The 21,971-nt window shown below is 63.6% G+C and carries 12 protein-coding genes and 2 pseudogenes; 10 read left to right on the forward strand and 4 right to left on the reverse strand.

The annotated features are described in order from the left end of the window. The 3 genes from ACRQ5J_RS07390 (at position 1) to ACRQ5J_RS07400 (ending at position 5,666) form a co-directional block, all read left to right on the forward strand. Positions 1 to 786: a competence/damage-inducible protein A gene (locus tag ACRQ5J_RS07390; protein ID WP_432382227.1), complete on the forward strand. Its 786-nt coding sequence runs from the start codon at positions 1 to 3 to the stop codon at positions 784 to 786. 218 nt (positions 787 to 1,004) lie between these two features. Then, positions 1,005 to 4,127, forward strand: a complete 3,123-nt coding sequence (locus ACRQ5J_RS07395) for a transglycosylase domain-containing protein (protein WP_432383604.1) — start codon at positions 1,005 to 1,007, stop codon at positions 4,125 to 4,127. Positions 4,128 to 4,301: 174 nt separating this feature from the next. Next, positions 4,302 to 5,666, forward strand: coding sequence for a TAXI family TRAP transporter solute-binding subunit (locus ACRQ5J_RS07400; protein WP_432382229.1), 1,365 nt, complete (start codon positions 4,302 to 4,304; stop codon positions 5,664 to 5,666). Positions 5,667 to 5,676: 10 nt separating this feature from the next. On the opposite strand, the gene ACRQ5J_RS07405 is transcribed toward ACRQ5J_RS07400, so the two are convergent. Next, entirely contained in the window at positions 5,677 to 6,135 is a 459-nt protein-coding gene (locus ACRQ5J_RS07405; protein ID WP_432382230.1) for a rhodanese-like domain-containing protein, read from the reverse strand. Between the two features lie 236 nt (positions 6,136 to 6,371). Here ACRQ5J_RS07405 and glnA point away from each other — a divergent pair, with 236 nt between their 5' ends. The 5 genes and pseudogenes from glnA to ACRQ5J_RS07430 all read left to right on the forward strand — a co-directional run bounded on the left by glnA (position 6,372) and on the right by ACRQ5J_RS07430 (position 12,129). Further along, entirely contained in the window at positions 6,372 to 7,787 is a 1,416-nt protein-coding gene (gene glnA / locus ACRQ5J_RS07410) for a type I glutamate--ammonia ligase (RefSeq protein ID WP_432382232.1), read from the forward strand. Between the two features lie 119 nt (positions 7,788 to 7,906). Then, complete coding sequence (locus ACRQ5J_RS07415; protein ID WP_432382234.1) at positions 7,907 to 8,392, forward strand: DUF4124 domain-containing protein; 486 nt, start codon at positions 7,907 to 7,909, stop codon at positions 8,390 to 8,392. 11 nt (positions 8,393 to 8,403) lie between these two features. Then, positions 8,404 to 9,495 carry a nitrogen regulation protein NR(II) gene (glnL, locus tag ACRQ5J_RS07420; RefSeq protein ID WP_432382236.1) on the forward strand — a complete coding sequence of 364 codons (1,092 nt, stop codon included), beginning with the start codon at positions 8,404 to 8,406 and terminating at the stop codon, positions 9,493 to 9,495. 63 nt (positions 9,496 to 9,558) lie between these two features. After that, positions 9,559 to 11,069, forward strand: a pseudogene (ntrC, locus tag ACRQ5J_RS07425) (nitrogen regulation protein NR(I)). Between the two features lie 233 nt (positions 11,070 to 11,302). Beyond that, positions 11,303 to 12,129: pseudogene (locus tag ACRQ5J_RS07430) on the forward strand (magnesium and cobalt transport protein CorA). Positions 12,130 to 12,177: 48 nt separating this feature from the next. Here ACRQ5J_RS07430 and ACRQ5J_RS07435 read toward each other — a convergent pair. Both ACRQ5J_RS07435 and ACRQ5J_RS07440 read right to left on the reverse strand, forming a co-directional pair. Then, positions 12,178 to 14,073, reverse strand: a complete 1,896-nt coding sequence (locus ACRQ5J_RS07435) for a TonB-dependent receptor domain-containing protein (RefSeq protein WP_432382238.1) — start codon at positions 14,071 to 14,073, stop codon at positions 12,178 to 12,180. Beyond that, positions 14,001 to 14,924, reverse strand: a complete 924-nt coding sequence (locus ACRQ5J_RS07440) for a TonB-dependent receptor plug domain-containing protein (RefSeq protein ID WP_432382240.1) — start codon at positions 14,922 to 14,924, stop codon at positions 14,001 to 14,003. The genes ACRQ5J_RS07435 and ACRQ5J_RS07440 overlap by 73 nt, the downstream gene beginning before the upstream one ends. Before the next feature lie 386 nt (positions 14,925 to 15,310). On the opposite strand from ACRQ5J_RS07440, the gene ACRQ5J_RS07445 reads away from it, so the two are divergent. Then, the gene (locus ACRQ5J_RS07445; protein ID WP_432382242.1) at positions 15,311 to 16,615 is read left to right on the forward strand and encodes an ATP-binding protein; all 1,305 of its coding nucleotides are present in this window, start codon (positions 15,311 to 15,313) and stop codon (positions 16,613 to 16,615) included. Positions 16,616 to 16,624: 9 nt separating this feature from the next. Here the strand turns inward: ACRQ5J_RS07445 and ACRQ5J_RS07450 are convergent, their stop codons facing one another. After that, a complete protein-coding gene (locus ACRQ5J_RS07450; protein ID WP_432382244.1) occupies positions 16,625 to 18,262 on the reverse strand; it encodes an NAD(P)/FAD-dependent oxidoreductase in 1,638 nt (545 codons plus the stop codon). Between the two features lie 828 nt (positions 18,263 to 19,090). Here ACRQ5J_RS07450 and ACRQ5J_RS07455 point away from each other — a divergent pair. Then, positions 19,091 to 21,925: a TonB-dependent receptor plug domain-containing protein gene (locus tag ACRQ5J_RS07455; RefSeq protein WP_432382245.1), complete on the forward strand. Its 2,835-nt coding sequence runs from the start codon at positions 19,091 to 19,093 to the stop codon at positions 21,923 to 21,925. Positions 21,926 to 21,971: the final 46 nt, after the last annotated feature.

Genomic DNA, 21,971 nt, shown 5'->3' on the forward strand with positions numbered 1-21,971 from the left:
ATGACCATCGGACTCATCATTATTGGCGACGAAATCCTGTCCGGCCGCCGCGTCGACCAGCATTTCCCGAAAGTGGTGCAGATGCTGGCGGCGCGCGGCCTGCAACTGGGTTGGGCCGAGATTCTGCCGGACGATCCCGAGCGCATCACCAGCACGCTCAAGCGCAGCTTCGCCAGCGACGACATCGTGTTCTGCTGCGGCGGCATCGGCGCCACGCCGGACGACCACACGCGCCAGGCCGCGGCCGACGCGCTGGGCCTGCCGCTGGTGCTGCACGAGCAGGGCAAGCGCAACATCCAGCAGCGCATCGTGCAGATGGCGCAGGAGGCCGGGCAGACGGCCGACCTCGACTCGGCCGAGAACCAGCACCGCCTTAAAATGGCCGAGTTCGCCGAGGGCGCGGCGCTGATCCCCAATCCGTACAACAACATCGCCGGCTTCGCGCTGCGCAAGCACTACTTCGTGCCGGGCTTCCCGGTGATGGCCTGGCCGATGCTGGAGTGGGTGCTGGACAACCACTACGCCGACCTGTTCAACCGCGAGCCGCGGCTGGAGGAGTCGGTGCTGGTGTACGAGGCGGCCGAATCGGCGCTGACGCCGCTGATGGTGGCGATCGAGCGGCAATACCCGCGCGTCAAGGTGTTCAGCCTGCCTAGCGTGGGCGACGCCGAGACGCGCCGCCACATCGAGCTGGGCGTCAAGGGCGAGCCCGTGCAGACGGCCACGGCCTTCATCCAATTGTGTGACGAATTGCGCAAGCTTAATGTAGAGTTCAAGCCGACCTAGTCCGCTTTGTGACGGGTGCATGACACGGCGTTCCTTCCAAGGGGAGAACGCCGTTGTTTTTTGCGAAAAACAAACGGTGCTTTACAATTATTGTGCGTCCGCGCCGGTCAGCATCGCTGTGATGTGGTGCAATGGAAGCTAGCAAGAATGACTGAAACATCGTGATGCTCCCTCCTAATAATTCTGAAGCAACCGAAGACCATCTGGCGCAAGCGCAGATGGAGCCGCCACCACCGCCTGACGAAGGCGCACCGAGGAAAAGCAAACGCTCACGCAATGCCTTGCTGCTGGTGCTGCTGGTCGGCGTGTCCTTCGCCGGCTATTGGGCGTATCGCGAAACGCTGACGTCGACCGTGCAGGCGGCCGTGTTCAGCGACCTGGCCAGCAAGATGACCTACCGCATGGAGCAGGGGCCGAGCAAGTCGATCCGCTTCCCGCACGACAGCCCGTACGACGAGCGGCTCGGCTATGCCGGCCTGCCCGACTATATCGGCAAGCTGAGCCAGCGTGACTACCACGTGGCGGCGCAGGCCCGCATCTCGCCCAAGATGGCCGACCTGATCGACATGGGCGTGTTCGCCACCTACCGCGAAAAGACCAAGACCGGGCTGACCATCTACGACTGCCGCGCGCAGGAGCTATTCGCCGCCAGCTATCCGGAGCGCATCTACAACCGCTTCGAGCAGGCGCCGATCGCGCTGGTCAACAGCCTGCTGTTCATCGAGAACCGTGAGCTGCTGGACCAGACCTATCCGAAGCGCAATCCGGCGGTCGAGTGGGACCGGCTGGCCAAGGCGGTGCTGGAGAAGGCGGCCAGTTCGGTCGGCGGCGGCCATCGGGCGGCCGGCGGCAGCACGCTGGCGACGCAGATCGAAAAGTACCGCCACTCGCCGGAAGGGCGCACCGGCTCGATGACCGACAAGCTGCAACAGATGGTTTCGGCCAGCATGCGCGCCTATATGGACGGTCCGGACACCACCAAGGCGCGCCGCCGCGTGGTGCTGGAATACCTGAACACGGTGCCGCTGTCGGCCAAGCCGGGCTATGGCGAGGTGAATGGCATCGGCGACGGCATGTGGGTGTGGTATGGCCGTCCGTTTGCGGACGTGAACCGCCGCCTCACCGGCAAGCTCGATAATCCGGACGCGGAAACCGCGCTGGTCTTCAAGGAGGCGCTGAGCCTGATGATCGCGCAGCGCCGCCCCAGCTACTATCTGGGCGACGGCGCCGCCGACCTGGAAGTGCTGGCCAACAGCCACCTGCGCATCCTGGCGGCCGACGGCGCCATCACGCCGGCGCTGCGCGACATGGCGCTCAAGCAGGTGCTGCATCCAGCCACCGGCAACGGCCTGCAGGCGGCGCCGCCGCAAACCTTTGTCAGCCGCAAGGCCACCAACGCCATCCGCAACCACCTGGCCAACCTGCTCGGCGATAACCGCATGTACAACCTGGACCGCCTGGACCTGAGCGTGGTCAGCACGCTGGACGCGCAGGCCCAGTTCGCCGTGACGCAGGTGCTGCAAGACCTGCACGATCCGGAAAAGGCCAAGGCCGCCGGCCTGACCGGCAAGGGCATGCTGGGCAACGGCGATCCAACCAAGGTGGTGTACAGCTTCACCTTGCTGGAGAAGGGCGAGCAGAACAACCTGCTGCGCCTGCAGACCGATAACTACGACCAGCCGCTGGACATCAACGAGGGCGCCAAGCTGGACCTGGGTTCGACCGCCAAGCTGCGCACGCTGATTTCCTATCTGGACATCATGGACCAGCTGCACAAGAAATACAGCGGCATGGACAACGCCGCGCTGGCGCAGGTCCGGATCGATCCGCAGGACAAGCTGTCGGCGTGGGCGCTGGAGTACTTCAAGGGCCTGCCCTTGGATCGGCGCGAGCTGACGCCGATGCTGCACGCGGCCATGGAGCGCAAGTATTCCGGCAACCCGGGCGAGGGCTTCTTCACCGGCGGCGGCCTGCATTACTTCGGCAACTTCTCCAAGGAAGACAACACCAAGATCCTGACAGTGACCGAGGCGCTGCGCCGCTCGACCAACCTGGTGTTCGTGCGGCTGATGCGCGACGTCGCCAGGTACTATATGTTCCAATCGCCGGGCTCGTCGGCCTCGCTGCTGGCCGACGCCGACGATCCGCGCCGCGCCGGCTATCTGGCGCGCTTCGCCGACAAGGAAGGCAAGGAGTTTCTGGCGCGCTTCTATGCCAAGTACAAGGGCAAGCCGCCGCAGGAACTGGACAAGATCCTGCTGGCAAATATCCGCAGCACGCCGGTGCGGCTGGCGGTCATTCACCGCACCGTGTATCCGCAGGCGACGCCGCAGCAGTTCGCCGCCTTCCTCAAGGACAACCTGCCGTCGCAGAACGAGGTGTCGGACGAGCGCGCGGCCAAGCTGTACGATCAATACGCCATCGGCAACTGGTCGCTGGCCGACCGCGGCTACCTGGCCAAGGTGCACCCGCTGGAACTGTGGATGGCGGCCTATCTGCGCCTGCGCCCGGGCGCGACCTTGAGCGAGATGAACAAGGCGAGCGAGCAGGAGCGGCAGGATGTCTACCAATGGCTGTTCAAGACGCACCGCAAGCATGCGCAGGACCGCCGCATCGCCGGTCTGATCGAGATGGAAGGCTTCATGGAACTGCACAAGCAGTGGAAGAAGATGGGCTATCCGTTCGACTCGCTGGTGCCGTCGTATGCGACCACGCTGGGCGCCTCGGCCGACCGGCCGGCATCGCTGGCGGAGATGATGGGCATCGTGGTCAATGGCGGCGTGCGCAAGAGTTCGCAGCGCGTGACCTCGCTGCACTTCGCCAAGGGCACGCCGTATGAAACGCTGGTGACCAAGGCGCCGCCGACCACCAATGAACAGGTGCTGGCGCCGGAGGTGGCCAAGGTGGTGGCGGAGGCGATCCGCGGCGTGGTATCGGATGGCACGGCCAAGCGCGTTAAGGGCGCGTTTGTCGACGCCGATGGCGCCATCATTCCGGTCGGCGGCAAGACCGGCACCGGCGACCAGCGCTTCGACGTGTATGGCGCCGGCGGCCGGCTGATCGAGTCGCGCTATGTGAACCGGTCGGCGACGTTTGTGTTCAATATCGGCGAGCGCTTCTTTGGTTCGATGACGGCGTATGTGCACGGGCCGGAGTCGAAGAACTACGACTTTACCAGTGCGCTGCCGGTGCAGCTGCTGGTGGTGCTGGCGCCGCACCTGATGCCGCTGATCGAACCGAACGCCGCGCCGAAGCCGGGCGCGACGCCGCCGGTGGTGGCGCTGCGTACCGGCGGTACGGCGCCGGTTGCCGCCAGGCCGCTGGCGGCCTGCGGCGGCTGACCCGTCATTCCCGCGAACGCGGGAATCCATGCGGCGCATGCTTTCCATGGACTCCCGCCTGCGCGGGAGTGACGGGGGCTTGGCGCGGGCGGCGGCTTCGCGGCAGCGCGCGCCCCTTGCATAGTTTCATAATTATTGGCAATGTATCAGCCCATGAAACCTATGCGCCACCATATGACCAAGATTCTCAAGTTCACCCAGTTCTCGGTGAAAGACCTGCTAGTCGCGGCCGCGCCGACCGTGCTGACGATTGTCGGCGTCTGCCTGCTGGCCTACTGGCTGGTGGACCCGGCGCCGCCGCGCACGGTGCGCCTCGGCACCGGCCAGGAAAACTCCGCCTACGAAGACTTCGGCAAGAAATACGCCGCCGCGCTGGCCAGGCATGGCGTCAAGGTCACGCTGGTGCCATCGGCCGGCTCTGGCGAAAACCTGCGCAACCTGAAGGAAGGCAAGGTCGACATCGCCTTCGTGCAAAGCGGCTCCACCAACGAGGAAGCTGCCGAGCGCGAAGGCCTGTCGTCGCTGGGCAGCCTGTTCGTCGAGCCGCTGTGGCTGTTCCTGCGCGAGGAAAAGGGCAAGCCGCCGGTCACCAGGCTGACCGACCTGCGCGGCAAGAAAATCAACTTCGGCCCCAAGGGCGCCGGCGCGCCGCGCCTGTTCCGCCAGATCCTGGAACTGAACGGCGTGGAAAAGGGCGAAGTAGAGCGCTTTTCGCTGGCGAATACGCCGGCCACGGTGGAATTGCTGGAAGGACGCATCGACGGCCTGGTATTCACCTCGGCGCCGGAAGCGCCGCTGATCCAGATGCTGCTGCAAACGCCGGGCATCCGGCTGTTCGATTTCAACCAGGCCGAAGCCTACGCGCGCAAGCTGCCGTTCCTGACGCATGTGCAGCTGCCGCAAGGCATTGTCGATCTTGGCCGCAACATCCCGGCCGCCGACTACCACCTGATCGCGCCGACCGCCACGCTGGTCGGCCGCGACGACCTGCATCCGGCGCTGGTCGACTTGTTCGTGCAGGCGGCGTCCGGCATCCATGGCGGCGCCGGCTGGTTCCAGCAGCAGGGGCAGTTCCCGTCGGCCAAGTACACCGAGATCCCGGTCGACGCGGAAGCGGCCAAGTTCTACAAGAGCGGCCCGCCGTTCCTGCAACGCTACATGACCTTCTGGCTGGCCAACTTCTTCGATCGCATGTGGGTGCTGGTGGTGGCGCTCGGGGCGCTGATCCTGCCGCTGTCGAAGGTGGTGCCGCCGCTGTATGTGTGGCGCATCCGTTCGCGCGTGTACAAATGGTACGGCCAACTGCGTGCGGTCGAGCAGAGAGTGGAGGATGCGCCGGCGGCCACGCGCATGCAGGTCTATGAGGAACAGCTGCAGCGGCTGGACGAGATCGAGGAGCTGGTCAACCAGGTCTCGATACCGCTGTCGTTCGCCGACGGCTTATACGGCTTGCGCAGCCACATCCAGTTCGTGCGCAAGCGCATCCGGTTCCTGATGGGCGAAGCCTCGCCCACCGCGCCGGACGCTGTGCCGGTCTAAACGGCCGGGATCAGGCGCCGATCCAGGGCAGGCCGGCGTGGCACCAGCCGCTGACGTTTTTGCGGTGGCCATGCTCGTCCTTGTCGCCCTCGAACCCTTCGAGGATGTCGTAGCAGTGTTGGTAGCCGTGCTCGGTCGCCAGCTTGGCTGCACCACGCGAGCGCACGCCGGAACGGCACAGGAATAAAATCACCTGATCCTTGCGCGCCACGCTATTCAATTGCTCGATGAATTCGTGGTTGGCGTTGCCGCCCGGATAGGTGTTCCATTGCACCGCACCATGCTGGGCCTCCGGAATGGCCACCCGGCCCACCCAGTCACGCTCGGCATTGGTGCGCACGTCGACCAGCTTGATGGCGTTTTCCGCGCTGACCAGTTCGTAGGCTTCCTGCGGCGTTACCGCGCCCGCGTAGGGCCAGTCCTTGCTGCGGCTACGGGCAAGGGCGAGAATCTCATCTATTTTGCTCATAAGGTGTTCCGGTAATAAGTTTGAGTTTATTATAGGCGGCCTGTGTGCGCCCGCGACAGCGATGCACCAAAACCATGCGCTTTTCAGAAAAAATCCTAAAATGCACCCATAAGGTGCAAAATGCAGGAGTCGCACCAATGCGGTGCGTATTAACTCAGCTGTAAATGCGTTTCGGGCTGGCACAGATACTGCTTATTATGTCTCACGAGTTCCACATATTCCTTTAGGAGATACGCATGGCAATTACGGCCGCAGATGTTTTGAAAATGGTCCAGGAAAACGAAGTCAAGTTCGTTGATTTCCGTTTCGCTGACACCCGTGGTAAAGAACAGCACGTCACCGTGCCTGTGTCGGCTTTCGACATCGACAAGTTCGAATCGGGTCACGCGTTCGACGGTTCCTCGATCGCCGGCTGGAAAGGTATTGAAGCCTCCGACATGATTCTGCTGCCGGACCCTAACACCGCGCGCATCGACCCGTTCATGGAAGAGACCACGCTGTTCATGCAGTGCGACGTCATCGAGCCTGCCGACGGCAAGGGCTATGACCGCGATCCGCGCTCGATCGCCAAGCGCGCCGAGGCGTATCTGAAATCGTCGGGCATCGGCGACACCGCCTACTTCGGCCCGGAACCGGAATTCTTCATCTTCGACAGCGTGCGCTGGAAGATCGACATGTCCGGCTGCTTCGTCAAAGTGGACTCCGATGAAGCGTCGTGGTCGACCGACAAGGAAATCGAAGGCGGCAACAGCGGCCACCGTCCTACCGTCAAGGGCGGCTACTTCCCGGTACCGCCAGTGGACAGCTTCCAGGACATGCGTTCGGAAATGTGCCTGATCCTCGAATCGCTGGGCATCCCGGTTGAAGTGCACCACCACGAAGTGGCCGGCGCCGGCCAGAATGAAATCGGCACCAAGTTCTCGACCCTGGTCGAGCGCGCCGACTGGACCCAGAACCTGAAATACGTGGTGTGGAACGTTGCCCACAGCTATGGCAAAACCGCCACCTTCATGCCGAAACCTATCGTTGGCGACAACGGTTCGGGCATGCACGTGCACCAGTCGATCTGGAAAGACGGCAAAAACCTGTTCGCCGGCGACGGCTATGCCGGCCTGTCGGAAGACGCGCTGTTCTACATCGGCGGCATCATCAAGCACGCCAAGGCCCTGAACGCCATCACCAACCCAGGCACCAACTCGTACAAGCGCCTGGTGCCAGGCTTTGAGGCGCCGGTGAAACTGGCGTACTCGGCGAAAAACCGTTCGGCGTCGATCCGCATTCCGCACGTGGCCAATCCAAAAGGCCGCCGTATCGAAACCCGCTTCCCGGACCCGCTGGCCAACGTCTACCTGTGCTTCGCCGCACTGCTGATGGCTGGCCTGGACGGTATCCAGAACAAGATCCACCCGGGCGAGGCAGCGTCGAAAGACCTGTACCACCTGCCGCCGGAAGAAGATGCGCTGATCCCGACCGTGTGCGCCTCGCTGGAAGAAGCGCTGGACAACCTGAACAAGGACCGCGAGTTCCTGACCCGTGGCGGCGTGTTCACCGACTCGATGATCGACGCTTACATCGAACTGAAAATGCAGGACGTGCAGCGCATGCGCATGACCACTCACCCTGCTGAGTTCGACATGTACTACTCGCTGTAATCGCGCCGCGCCGCGGCGCGGACGATGCGGTACTGAACGCGGGGCAAGCGGCGCTTTCCCCGCGTTTTTATTTGGATGCTGTATATTCGGGTGGCATGTTTTCCATCACGGATTTACGAATGACCATGAGTTTGAAACTGAGTGCGCTGCTGGCGCTGCTGGCCTTGGCCACGGCGGCGCACGGGCAGATTTACAAGTGCGTGACGCCCGGCGGCAGCAAGGAGCTGACCGATATCAAGCGCGGCCCCCATTGCGAGCTGATGGACCTGCCGGGCGCGACGATCGCGGCGCCGGCGCGGCGCGGCGCGCCATCGCCGCGCGGCGCGCAGCCGCCGGCCACGCCGGGCGCGTTTCCGCGCGTCGACAGCGCCGAGCAAAAGGCGCGCGACGCCGACCGCCGCGCCATTCTGGAAGAGGAATTGAAGGCCGAGACGCAAAAGCTGGCCGAGCTGCGCCGCGAGTTCAACGGCGGCGCGCCGGAGCGGCGCGGCGACGAGCGCAATTACGCCAAGTACCAGGAACGGACGGCCGGGCTGCGCGACAGCCTGAGCCGCACAGAGAAGAACGTCGATGCCCTGAAACGGGAGATCGCCAATATCCGATGACGAGTTTGCCCATGAGTGTAGTCAGTCATACCGCCGCCCACCGCCCGCCGTCGCTGGCGGGCCTGGAATTGCTGGCCTCGGCCGTGGTGCTGCTGGACGCGCAAGGCCTTATCGCCTACGCCAACGCGGCCGCCGAGAACCTGCTGGAGAGCTCGCTGAAGGCGCTGTCGCGGCAGACGCTGAGCGCGCAGTTCCTCAATCCCGAAGAGCTGGAGCATACCTGCGCGCAGGCGCGCGAGCACAAGTTTTCCGACCTGCGCCAGGACCTGACGCTGGAGCGCGCCGGCCGCGAGCCGCTGCATGTGCACAGCATCGTCTCGGCGGTGGAGGCGCCGCCCGGCGGCGTGCTGGTCGAGCTGCGCGAGAACCAGCATCTGCGGCTCGACCGCGAGGAGCGCATCCTCGACCAGAGCCAGGTCAACAAGGAACTGATCCGCAACCTGGCGCACGAGATCAAGAACCCGCTGGGCGGCATCCGCGGCGCCGCCCAGCTGCTGGAGATGGAGCTGCCCGGCGCGCACGCGGTGCAGCTGCGCGAATACACGCAGGTCATCATCAAGGAGGCCGACCGCCTGCAAACGCTGGTCGACCGGCTGCTGGCGCCGCACCGCCGGCCGCACATCGTCGGCGACGTCAACATCCACGAGGTGCTGGAGCGCGTGCGCAGCCTGATGCTGGCCGAGTTCCCGTCCGGCCTGACCATTTTGCGCGATTACGATGCCTCGATCCCCGAGTTCCGCGGCGACAAGGAGCAACTGATACAGACCGTGCTCAACATCGCGCACAACGCCGCCCAGGCGCTGGCCGCGCAGATCGAGGCCGGCGCCGCGCAGATCGTTTTCAAGACGCGCGTGGCGCGCCAGGTGACGCTGGCCAAGGTCCGCTACGGGCTGGCATTAGATTTGCATATCATTGACAACGGACCGGGTATCGCGCCCCAGATCCGCGACCGCATCTTCTATCCGCTGGTATCGGGCAGGGAAGGCGGCAGCGGCCTGGGGCTGACTCTGGCACAGACCTTCGTGCAGCAGCACATGGGTGTGATCGAGTGCGAGAGCCGGCCTGGATGTACGGATTTCCGCATCTTGCTGCCGCTGCCATAAGCCGTGGCGGGCAGTGCGGCCGTAACCCTTGATTGACGACCCATCGCGGAACACACATAACACATGAAGCCAATCTGGATAGTAGACGACGACGAATCGATCCGCTGGGTACTGGAAAAGCCTTGGCCAGGGAGAACCTGGCCACCAAGAGTTTTGCCAACGCGCGCGACGCCATCGCCGCGCTGGAATACGAGACGCCGCAGGTGCTGGTGTCGGACATCCGCATGCCGGGCGATTCCGGGCTGGACCTGCTGCAGCTGGTCAAGTCGCGCTTCCCCGGCCTGCCGGTCATCATCATCACCGCCTTCTCCGACCTGGACTCGGCCGTGGCGGCGTTCCAGGGCGGCGCCTTCGAATACCTGGCCAAGCCGTTCGACATCGACAAGGCGGTCGAGTTGATCCGCCGCGCGCTGGACGAGAGCCTGCGCGAAACCAGCGTCGAGGCCGGCCCGGTCGAAGCGCCGGAAATCCTCGGCCAGGCGCCGGCGATGCAGGAAGTGTTCCGCGCCATCGGCCGCCTGTCGCAATCGAACGTGACGGTGCTGATCACCGGCGAGTCCGGCTCCGGCAAGGAACTGGTGGCGCGCGCGCTGCACAAGCATTCGCCGCGCGCGGCGCAGCCGTTCATCGCGCTGAACACGGCGGCCATTCCGAAAGACCTGCTCGAATCCGAACTGTTCGGCCACGAGCGCGGCGCCTTCACCGGCGCCCAGACCACGCGCCGCGGCCGCTTCGAGCAGGCCGAGAACGGCACGCTGTTCCTCGATGAAATCGGCGACATGCCCTTCGATTTGCAGACGCGCCTGCTGCGCGTGCTGTCGGACGGGCATTTCTACCGCGTCGGCGGCCACCAGCCGCTGAAGGCCAATGTGCGCGTGATTACGGCCACCCACCAGAATCTGGAACAGCGCGTGCGCGACGGCCTGTTCCGCGAGGACTTGTTCCACCGCCTCAACGTGATCCGCCTGCGCCTGCCCAGTTTGCGGGAGCGGCGCGAGGACATCCCTATTTTGGTGCGTCACTTCCTGGTGCAAAGCGCCAAGCAGCTGGGCGTCGAGGCCAAGCGCATGAGCGACGCCGCCTTGCAGTTCCTGTGCAGCCTGGAGTTGCCCGGCAATGTGCGCCAGCTGGAGAACCTGTGCAACTGGATCACCGTGATGGCGCCGGGGCAGACGGTGGAGGTCAAGGATTTGCCGCTGGAGCTGTCGCAGGAGCCGGCCGGCGGCGGCACGGCAGCGTTGCCGGCAGCGGCGCCGGCGGCAGGCGCAGGCGCCGCTGCCGATGGCTATCACACGCAGCAGCATCACGGCACCGTGACGGCGCTGGCGGGCGAGGCCGGCGCGCCGGATGCATGGCTGGGACTGCTGGAAACGCAGGCCGCCAGCATGCTCAGCGGTGGCCAGCCGGAAGTGATGGCGGTGCTGGGCCGGCAATTCGAATCGGCGCTGATCCGCACCGCGCTCAAGCACACGCACGGACGCAAGAACGACGCGGCGGTGCGGCTGGGCATCGGCCGCAACACCATCACCCGCAAGATCGCCGAACTCGGCATCGACGGCGCCAAGGACGACTAGTCGCTTACTGTAGCAGTAATCAACTGCAACATCCGTTTGAGGTAAGCTCTTGGCTATTGAAGCCAGGGGCTTTTCTTTTTTATGGATGACGTATGCTGATCAATTGCGTGGCCTACCAGGACGGTAAAAAAATGGCCGACATTCCGGTGGAGGATATTAGCGACTATCTGGAAAAACCGGAGACATTCGTCTGGGTGGCGCTGCGCGACGCCCAGCCGGAGGAGCTGGCGACCATGCAGCACGAGTTCGGCCTGCACGAACTGGCGGTGGAAGACGCCAGCCGCGGCCACCAGCGGCCGAAGATCGAGGAATACGGCGATTCGCTGTTCGTGGTGGTCAAGACCATCGAGTGCCACGAGGGCGAGGTGGCCATCGGCGAGGTCGATATTTTTGTCGGCCAGAACTATGTGCTGTCGTCGCGCGACGGCCAGAGCCAGCAAGGCTTCAACGGCGTGCGCGCGCGCGCCGAGAAGGAACCGCATATGCTGCGGCTGGGCCCGGCCTTCGTGCTGTATGCGCTGATGGACGCGGTGGTCGACCGCTACTTCCCGGTGCTGGACATGCTCGAAACCGAGCTGGAAAAATCGAGGAGCTGATCTTCACCCAGGGCCGCCAGCGCGACAACATCCAGCGCCTGTACGAACTGAAGGGCAAGGTGACGACGGTGCGCCACGTGGTGGCGCCGCTGATGGAGGCGGTCGGGCGGCTGCACGGCGGCCGGGTGCCGTCGATGTGCCAGGAAACCCAGGAATACTTCCGCGACGTGCACGACCACCTGCACCGCATCAGCGCCTCGCTGGACGGCATCCGCGACACCATCGCCACGGCGATCCAGGTCAACCTGTCGATGACGGCGATCGAGGAGAGCGAGGTGAACAAGCGGCTGGCGGCATGGGCGGCGATCTTCGCCATCGTCACCGCGTTTGCCGGGCTGTGGGGCATGAACTTCAAATACATGCCGGAGCTGGACTGGAAGTTCGGCTACCCGATGGCGATCTGCATCATGGTCGGCGTCTGCCTGTACCTGCACCGGCGCTTCAAAAAGGCCGGCTGGCTGTAAAAAGCCCGCGCAACAGGCGTTGCGCGGGCTGGTGTCCAACGCGGCGGCTTAGAACTTGTAGCCGGCGGTCAGGTAGACGTAGCGACCGCGCGGGTCGTACTGGTTGATGTCGTAGCCGGCCTGGAACTGGTTGGTCACCGGGGTGCCAATCGGGTCAGGCTGCTTGTCGAACATGTTTTTCACGCCCAGCGCCAGCGTCAGGTTCTTGATGCCTTTGTAGGTAACGTTGGCGTCGTAGGTCGCTTCGCGGCCGATGAACACGCGCTCGTCGTTGAGGTCGTGGCCGACTTCGTAGCCGTTGCGGTAGTTCTGCACCAGCGTGGTCGACCATGGACCCGAGGTCCAGGTGCCAGCCAGCTGGTGTTTCCAGCGCAGCACCACGCCGCCGTTCTGGGCGCCGATGACCGGGGTGCCGCTGCGGTCGACGATGGTGCCGACCTTGTGCGACAGCTCGCCGCCCGGGCTGGTCTGGTCGAACTTGTCCATGTAGGTGCCGTTCATATTGATGTCCAGACGGCCGAAGCTGAAGTTGTCACGCCAGTTCGCGAACACGTCCACACCGCGCACCACGGCGTCGCCGGTGTTCGACAGGGTTTGACGGATGCTGACGATGTCGTTGCCGCGCAGCGTGACCAGGCCGGCGTAGGCCGGGTCGCCGGAGCGGAAGCGCGACACCACTTCCTGCGCCGAGGGCGTTGCCAGCAGATCGGAGATCTTGATGTTGAACAGGTCGGCACCGATGCTGGTGGTGGTGAATGGCTGCCAGACCGCGCCGAACGAGTATTGTTTCGACTCTTCCGGTTTCAGGTTGGGATTGCCGCCGGTCAGCGAGTTCACTTGCAGGCCGCTCTGGTTGGTGCCCGGGTCGGTGAACTGTTCCGAGGTGCCCAGCGTTTGCGGGGTCCACAGGTCAACCAGCGACGGCGCGCGGAAGCCGGTGCCGTAGGAGGCGCGCAGCACCAGTTCCTTGATCGGCTGCCAGCGGACGTTGCCTTTCCAGTTGAAGGTGTTGCCGACGTCGTTGTACTTGTCGTCGCGGCCAGCCAGGTTGACTTCCAGCGTTTTCAGGACAGGCACGCTCAGTTCCGCGTAAGCGGAGTTGACGTCGCGCTTGCGGTTGATCGGCACCACCGAACCACCGAGGCCCGAAATGTCGCCCGACTCATACGCCGCGCTCGGGTTGGTCACGTATTTTTCCTGGCGCGACTGCAGGCCCACCGCGTATTGCGGGGTGATGCCGGCCACGTTGCCCAGGTCGCCGGTCAGCTTGGCGTCGAACAGGTCGCTGGTCGACTTGGCGTTCAGGAAGCTGCCGCTGAAGGCGGCGCCTTTGAGCTGGTCGGCCAGGGCGCCGGTCTGCACGCCGCCTTCGGCCCACGGATTCCAGTTGCTGTTGTTGATGATCTTGGCGTAGGCCACTTGCGAGAAGTAGCCGGTGGTGACCGCGCTTTCCAGCTTCGATTCGTTGTGGCTGTATGCGACCTCATAGTCGCCGAAGCCCAGCGAGCCCTTGGCGCCGACCACCACGCGCGATTGCTTGGCCTTGTCGACGTTCTGGCGCGGACCGTAGTCGAACACGCGCGAAGTAATCGCCAGCGGCTGGCCGATCAGCGAGGTATAGCCCTGGCTGGTCAGGTAAGGCACGGCGATCGATTGGTAGGCCGGGTTCGATGGGAACAGCAGCAGCGCGCGGTCCACGCCTTGCTTGTCGAATTCGGCGTCGGTCTCAAAGAAGTCGGCGCGCGCCGGCGATGGCTGGTAGGTCTGGGTGATCTTGCTTTCCGAGTACAGCACGTCGGCGAACAACTGATGGTTGTCGTTGATCTGGTAGGTCAGATTGCCGGTCAGGTTGTACAGCTCGCGGTCCGGGGTCAGGCCGACGTCAGGGCCGCTGTCGTAGGCGCAATATGGGCTGCCTTTGGCGCCGTCCGGCACGGTGACCATGCGGATCGAGCCGCACTTGTCGCCGATGGCCAGCGGGTTGCCGAAGCCGGAGCCGCCGTTGCTAAAGCCGTCCTGCGGGCCGGCGCCGGCGTGAACGCGCCCTGGATGTTGCCCTGGCCGGTCGCGGTGCTGTTGTAGTAAGGCAGGCGGGTGGCGGACCTGGCGTAATCGCGGTCGCGGCCGAACAGCGCCTTGTCTTTCTCGTACGAGGCCGAGGCGACGATGCTCAGCTTGTCGGTGTTGAAGCCGCCGGTGATCGAGGCCTTGCTGTTCTGGCCGCCGCCGCTTTCGGTTGGCGAGCCGTAGCCGGCGTTCAGTTCGATGCCTTCCATGCGCTTGGTCAGGATGAAGTTGACCACGCCGGCGACTGCGTCGCTGCCGTACACGCCGGAGGCGCCGTCCTTCAGCACTTCGACGCGCTCGATGGCCGACAGTGGAATGGCGTTGACGTTGACCGAGGCGCCGTCGCTGCCGGCAAACGCTGCCAGGCGGCGGCCATTGACCAGCACCAGGGTGCGGGTCGAACCCAGGCCGCGCAGCGAGATCGAGGACAGGCCGCCGGTCGAGCTGCCGGCGCCGGTGGCGTTGGTGGTGCCGCCGGCCGACGAGAAGGCAGCGATCGACTGCAGCAGTTCCTCGGTGCTGGTGGCGCCGGTCTTGGCGATATCGGCCTTGGTGACGATCTGCACCGGCAGCGAGGTTTCGGCGTCTACGCGCTTGACCGACGAGCCGGTGATTTCCACGCGCTGGATCGGCGCATTGTTATCCTGGGCAAAAGCGGGCTGTGCCAGCATCAGCGCGGCGCCGCCGGCGAACATCGTGCGCAGCGAACGCGACAGAACTTTTTCCATCATCATTTTGTTCAACTCCTAGTGGATTTTTTGCTATTTTGCAATCAATAATGACATAAGAAGAATAATCTTTATTCGAAATTCTTCTGTGGCGCATATCTGACCATTGCCTTATGTTGTGGTCAATTGAGAATCTGTAACAACATTGAAATAAACAACATTTGCAAGCGATTTAACCTAAAAATTATGGATTTTTACAAAAACATACAAATTAACCGCAAGGTTAACGTTGATTCATGTTAATTAGGGTAGCAAGCTGAAAGCAGATTCATGCCTGCGCCCGCCCGGTTACATCGCGTTACAATAGGGCTACTTAGCGACCGGGAGCCAGCAATGAGCGAGGAGAGGAGGCGCCGCCACTGTTCGACGCGGCGGACGGGCGGACATTGGCCGAGGCGGCCCTGCGGTCGATCACCGCCTCGACGGCGCGGGCGCGCGGCGACGACTTCCTGCGCATCCTGGTGCGCGACCTGGCGCAGGCGCTCGATGTCACCTACGTGATCGCCGGCCGCGTGATCATGCTGGACGATGGCGAGGGCATCCGCACGCTGGCCGTCTGGGGCGGCGCCGACTACCTGCCGAATATGGACTACAGCCTGCGCCACACGCCGTGCCAGGACGTCACCGAACAATGCATGTGCTTCCACGCCAGCGGCATCCAGCGCGACTATCCGCACGACACGCTGCTGGTCGAGATGCAGGCCGAAAGCTATATCGGCATGCCGATGATCGATACCGAGGGGCAGACGCTGGGCATTCTGTCGGCCATCGACACCAAGCCGATGGCCGAGGACAAGCGGCTGCTGGCGCTGTCGCTGCTGTCGATCTTCGCCGCGCGCGGCGCCGCCGAGCTGCAGCACCAGGACCGCGAGCAGCAGCTCGAGGCCAAGATACAGCGCCGCACCGAGGCGCTGCTGGCCGCGCAAGCGTCGCTGGTCGAGCAGGAAAAGATGGCGGCGCTGGGCGCCCTGGTGGCGGGCGTGGCGCACGAGGTCAACACGCCGATCGGCGTGGCCGTCACGGCCGCCTCCACCATGGCCAGTTATGCCGAGGACCTGATCAAATGCGTTGGCGGCGAGCGCGTCAGCCGCTCGGAACTGCTGGCGATGGCGCGGCGGCTGGCCGAGGGCGCGCAGCTGATCGAGCGCAACCTGGCGCGCGCGGCCGACCTGATCGGCAACTTCAAGCAACTGGCGGTGGACCAGGGCAGCGCCCATGTGGCCGAGGTGATGTTGCGCGAGCATGCGCTGAGCGTGGTGTCGGCGCACGGGCCGGCGTTGCGCAAGGTCGGGCTGGAGGTCGCGGTCGACATCGCCCCCGAGCTGCGTACGCGGCTCGACGCCGGGCGCTGGTCGCAGGTGCTGTCCAACCTGCTGATGAACGCGGCCAAGCACGGTTATCCCGACGGCGGCCCCGGCAAGGTGACGCTGGCGGCGCGGATGGCGCTGGAGGGCGGCATGCGCTGGCTGCTGCTGGAGTTTTCCGACGATGGCGTCGGCCTGACGGGCGAGGCGCGCGAGCGCCTGTTCGAGCCCTTCTTCACCACCAAGCGCGGCCAGGGCGGCTCGGGGCTAGGCATGCACATCGTCTACACCATCGTGCACCAGATGGGCGGACAGGTCTCGGTGGCGGCTGACGCCGGCCACGCGGCCGGCTGCCGCATCAAGCTGCGGCTGCCGGTACGCGACTAAATCCCGGATTTATGCTTGCTGCGCGGCCATCGACAGCGCTACCGCTTCCGCTACTTTGATGCCGTCAACGCCGGCCGACAGGATGCCGCCGGCGTAACCGGCGCCTTCGCCGGCCGGGAACAGGCCCTTGGTGTTGAGGCTTTGCAGCGTGTCGTCGCGGCGCTTGATGCGGATCGGCGACGAGGTGCGCGTCTCCAGCCCGGTCAGCACGGCGTCATGCTTGAAATAGCCCTTGAGCTGCTTGTCGAACGCCGGGAAGGCTTCGCGCAGCGCCGTCACCGCGAACTCCGGCAGGATCTGCGCCAGGTCGGTCAGCGTGATGCCCGGCTTGTACGACGGCACCACCGCGCCGAAGCCGGTCGAGGCCTTGCCGGCGACGAAGTCGCCCATCAGCTGGCCCGGTGCGTTATAGGTGCCGCCGCCGAGGTGGAACGCCTTTTCTTCGAGATCGCGCTGGAAGGCGACGCCGGCCAGCGGGTGGCCCGGATAGTCGACCTCGGGCGAGATGCTGACCACGATGGCGCTGTTGGCGTTGCGCTCGTTGCGCGAGTACTGGCTCATGCCGTTGGTGACCACGCGGCCCGGCTCGGACGCGGCCGCCACCACCGTGCCGCCCGGGCACATGCAGAAGCTGTATACCGCGCGGCCGTTGGAGGCGTGGTGCACCAGCTTGTAATCGGCCGCGCCCAGGATCGGGTGCCCGGCGTTAGGGCCGAAACGGCAGGCGTCGATCAGCGATTGCGGGTGCTCGACGCGGAAGCCGATCGAGAACGGCTTGGCCTCGATGTAGACGCCGCGTTCGTAGAGCATCTCGAAGGTGTCGCGCGCGCTGTGGCCGATCGCCAGGATGACGTGCTTGCTGACGATTTTCTCGCCGCTTTCCAGCGTGATGCCGCGGATCTGGCGGCCATCGGCGGTTTCTTCGACGTCGATGTCGGTGACCTTGCTCTCGAAACGGTATTCGCCGCCCAGCGCCTCGATCGTCTCGCGCATCGATTCAACCATTTTGACCAGGCGGAAGGTGCCGATGTGCGGCTTGCTGACGTAGACGATTTCTTCCGGCGCGCCAGCCTTGACGAATTCGGTCAGCACCTTGCGGCCATAGTGTTTCGGGTCCTTGATCTGGCTGTACAGCTTGCCGTCCGAGAAGGTGCCGGCGCCGCCTTCGCCGAACTGCACGTTCGACTCCGGGTTGAGCTTGCGCTGGCGCCAGAAGCCGAAGGTGTCGACCGTGCGCTCGCGCACGACCTTGCCGCGCTCGACGATGATGGGACGCAGGCCCATCTGCGCCAGGATCAGCGCCGCCAGCAGGCCGCACGGGCCGATGCCGATCACCACCGGGCGCTGGAAGTCCGGATGCGCGGCCAGCGCGGCGCCGTCGGCGACATATTTATAGGCCATGTCCGGCGACGGCGTCAGGTGCACGTCGTGCTTCAGGCGCTTGAGCAGGGCCGCTTCGTCGGCCACCTCGACATCGAGCGAGTAGATCAGCACGATGGCGGATTTCTTGCGCGCATCATAGCTGCGCTTGTAGACGGTAAAGCCGAGCAGGTCGGCGGCGGGGATGTCCAGGCGCGCCAGGATGGCGGCCGGCAGTTGCTCCTCGGTATGGTCGAGCGGGAGCTTCACTTCGTTTAAACGCAGCATGGGTGGAATTCCGGTGATTGCAGGGCTCCGTAGCTAGCGGAGAGCGGGGCGGCCGTCCCCCTCGGGAAGCGGCCGCAGGCGCTATTTTACCTGCGTTGGCCGGGCCGGTCTAATCGCTGCCACGCCTTCCGAGGGGAATAATGCCGCGATTAATTCATTTTTAAATAGTCGCCGACTGAAATTATTTCGAAGTTTATAAAAATGAAATTAAAAATCGCTCCGCCCCATTTAAGTGCGCGATGCACCAAATGTGAGCGTTGTGACAATACAACGCAAAATAACATTAATAGACAATTCATTAATGTTATTTTGCCATCAAATGAAGGTAGGCGAACGCCTTTGTAGCCTTGCGTACACAGTTACAATGTTGCGACGCACAACAAAATCCTGCCGCCAAGTTTTGCTGCACCACACAATCTGCTGTTTTTACTTTAATTTACAATCCATAGTGTGTTGTTAAACAAGGTCAAACGAATAAAAATCGCAGGGGGCGGCAACTTGCGAGATACATAACGAAATATATTGCGTCGCACAAAAAACCGCTGCCTAAATTACTTGCAATATTGCAAGCCTTGCGCTTGCAATTGCCATTTTCCTTTTGTTGACAGTTTCCGCAAGCGAATGGTTTCATGCAATGCGCCTGCAAAAATGCAATTGTCAGGGGTGTATATAAACGAGATTCGGTCCGGCAACCCCGGAGACAAAAAGAATCCTCAGGCTGGCCATTGAAATTCGGCGTTTTATCAAACGGACGGATTGAACTGGTTGGGTTTCTCTCTTTCAGGGGAGTTCAATAATGGGAGTTTTACAATGATGCAAGAGAAGATGATGTCGCGCACCGTACGCACGGTGTTCGCCAGCTCGATGCTGGTGGGCCTGAGCGCCATGATGCACAACGCCATTGCACAGGAAGCGGCGCCGCAAAAAATCGAATCGGTGCAAGTGACCGGTACCCGCATTACCGCGCCTGGCACCACCTCGATCAGCCCGATTTCGTCGATCACCGCTGACGAAATCAAGCAATCGCAGCCGGTATCCGTGGAAGAGTTCGTCAAGACGCTGCCTGGCGCCGTGCCATCGATCGGCCCTGGCACCAACAACGGCACCTCGGGCGCCGCCACGGTCGACCTGCGTGGCCTGGGCGCCAACCGCACGCTGGTGCTGATCAACGGCCGCCGCATGGTGCCGTTCAGCCTGGACGGCACGGTGGACACCAACTCCATCCCGCTGGCGCTGCTGAGCCGCGTCGACCTGCTGACCGGCGGCGCGTCGGTGGCCTACGGCGCCGACGCCGTGGCCGGCGTCATCAACTTCAACCTGAAAAAGAACTTCAGCGGCTTCGACGCCACCACCACCTATGGCGGCACCACCGGCGACCACGACGGCAAGCGCAAGCGTACCGACATCACCATGGGCGCCAACCTCGACGACGGCCGCGGCAACGTCGTGCTGAGCATCGGCAAGACCACCACCGACCCGGTACGCCAGGGCGACCGCGCCTACGGCATCACCAGCCTGAGCTCGACCACCGGCCTGCCGAGCGGTTCCGGCACCACCATTCCTGGCGCGTTCTCGATCGGCAAGGGCACCGGCGGCACCGATACCCTGAGCGGTTCGTTCCAGATCGACCCGGCCACTGGCCGCCTGATCAGCCCGGCCGTGCCGTACAACACCAATCCGCTGAACTACTATCAGACCGGCCTGGAGCGTACGCAAGCGACCTCGCTGGCCAACTATAAGATCAATGATCATGTCGAGGCCTACAGCGAAGTGTTCTACACCAGCAGCAAAGTCAGCTCCACGCTGGCCGAGTCTGGCACCTTCGGCAATAACTTCGATGTACCGATTGGTAACCCGTTCATTCCTGACGCAGCCCGTCAGCAGATTTGCGAACGCCGCGGCATCATGGCGGCCAACTGCGTGGTCGGCAATAACACCCTGGTGCCGATGACGATCAGCCGCCGCTTCGTCGAGCTGGGTCCCCGCCTGAACGACTTCAGCAATCGTACGCTGCAATACACCATCGGCCTGCGCGGCGACGCCTTCCTCGACTGGACCTATGACGCGTCGTGGACACGCGGCACCGCCGATCAGACCCAGGTGCGCGGCAACTGGGGCTCGATGGCGAAAGTGCAGCAAGCGCTGAACTCGCTGAGCACGACCAGCTGTGTCAATACCGCCAACAATTGCGTACCGCTCAATGTGTGGGGCGCAAATGGCAGCGTCACGCCCGCCATGCTGGGGTTTGTCAACTCCAGCGCCGTGTTGCTGCAAACCGTGCAGCAAGATGTCGGTTCGCTGTCGCTGCAAGGCGATCTGGGCGAGAAATTCGTCAGCCCATGGTCGGGTCAGCCGATCACCATGGCGATCACCGGCGAGCAGCGTAAGCTGGAAGCGGGCACGCAGTCCGATGCCGCTTCGCAGATCCAGGGTGAAGTGCTGGGCACCGGCGCGCCGACCCCGGACCGCACCGGTACCTTCCGCCTGCGCGAGCTGGCGATCGAAACCCAGATTCCGCTGGCCAAAGACAAGCCGTTCATCCACGCGCTGAACGCCGATCTGGGTTTCCGCGAGACCGAGTTCAAGACCGGCAGCAAGAAAGCCGTCAGCTACAACAGCTGGAAGATCGGTGGTGAATGGGCGCCTGTACAACAGTTGCGTTTCCGCGGCATGGTGCAGAAAGCCACCCGCGCTCCTAACGTCAACGAACTGTTCTCGCCGAAGGTCACCGGCCTGTCCAACCTGGCGGTAGACCCATGCCAGAAAGGCCAGGGCGCCAACCCGGCCCAGGTCAATACCCCGGGCACATTGGCCAACCTGTGCCGCCTGACCGGCGTGCCGGCCAGCGACCTGGCCAATCTGCCTGCGCCATCGTCGGGCCAGATCAACAATCTGGCCGGCGGCAACCCGGACCTGGGGCCGGAAGTGGCCAAGACCAAGACCATCGGCTTCGTCTGGGAGCCGCTGCCGAAGCTGGCCGTGTCGCTGGACTACTACAAGATCTCGATTACCAGCGCGATCTCGCGTCCAAGCACGGCCGACGTCATCGCCGACTGCTACCTGAACAACCCGACCTACGCAATGAATGCTAGCTGCGAACTGGTGGGGCGTAACGCGCAGAACGGCACCTTTAATGGTGTCGGTTCCAAAGGCGTGGTCACCGACCGTTCCAACAACGGCCGCCAGTCGACCAGCGGTATTGACCTGAACGTCGCGTACAAGCTGCAGGCCAAACAACTGAGCCTGGATCCGAAGTGGGGCGCGTTCGACCTGAGCCTGGGCTACAACCAGGTGCAGAGCTTCAAGTTCCAGCCGTCGCCGATCTCGGTTGACCGCGACTGCCTGGGCTACTACTCGGTGGCGTGCGGCGACGTGGCCAACGCCGCGGTGTACAAGCGCAAGTTCAACCAGCGTACCAACTGGACCGTGGGTGACTTCTCGGTCGGCTACAACTGGCGTTATGTTAGCGCGGTGGATGTCGAGCCGCTGGCACTGGTCAGCACCAAGTTCCTGCAAGCCTACCGCCATATCGATGCGTACAACTACATCGACCTGTCGGGCAGCTACACCTGGTCGAAAAACCTGCGCTTCAACGTCAGCATCGTCAACGCGGGCAACAAAAACCGCCTATCGTCGGCGGCACCATCGGTACCACCGCTATGAACAGCGGCAATACCTTCCCGCAGTCGTATGACACCCTCGGCCGCTA

Origin of the sequence: Duganella sp. P38, from assembly GCF_050859475.1 — a bacterium.
Taxonomy (GTDB): Bacteria; Pseudomonadota; Gammaproteobacteria; order Burkholderiales; family Burkholderiaceae_D; genus Rugamonas.

Excerpts from the sequence above, each read along its gene's own strand:
- ACRQ5J_RS07390 (WP_432382227.1), top strand. The coding sequence starts at position 1 with ATGACCATCGGACTCATCATTATTGGCGACGAAATCCTGTCCGGCCGC.
- ACRQ5J_RS07395 (WP_432383604.1), top strand. The coding sequence starts at position 1,005 with ATGGAGCCGCCACCACCGCCTGACGAAGGCGCACCGAGGAAAAGCAAA.
- ACRQ5J_RS07400 (WP_432382229.1), top strand. The coding sequence starts at position 4,302 with ATGACCAAGATTCTCAAGTTCACCCAGTTCTCGGTGAAAGACCTGCTA.
- ACRQ5J_RS07405 (WP_432382230.1), bottom strand. The coding sequence starts at position 6,135 with ATGAGCAAAATAGATGAGATTCTCGCCCTTGCCCGTAGCCGCAGCAAG.
- glnA (WP_432382232.1), top strand. The coding sequence starts at position 6,372 with ATGGCAATTACGGCCGCAGATGTTTTGAAAATGGTCCAGGAAAACGAA.
- ACRQ5J_RS07415 (WP_432382234.1), top strand. The coding sequence starts at position 7,907 with ATGACCATGAGTTTGAAACTGAGTGCGCTGCTGGCGCTGCTGGCCTTG.
- glnL (WP_432382236.1), top strand. The coding sequence starts at position 8,404 with ATGAGTGTAGTCAGTCATACCGCCGCCCACCGCCCGCCGTCGCTGGCG.
- ACRQ5J_RS07435 (WP_432382238.1), bottom strand. The coding sequence starts at position 14,073 with ATGGTCACCGTGCCGGACGGCGCCAAAGGCAGCCCATATTGCGCCTAC.
- ACRQ5J_RS07440 (WP_432382240.1), bottom strand. The coding sequence starts at position 14,924 with ATGGAAAAAGTTCTGTCGCGTTCGCTGCGCACGATGTTCGCCGGCGGC.
- ACRQ5J_RS07450 (WP_432382244.1), bottom strand. The coding sequence starts at position 18,262 with ATGCTGCGTTTAAACGAAGTGAAGCTCCCGCTCGACCATACCGAGGAG.
- ACRQ5J_RS07455 (WP_432382245.1), top strand. The coding sequence starts at position 19,091 with ATGTCGCGCACCGTACGCACGGTGTTCGCCAGCTCGATGCTGGTGGGC.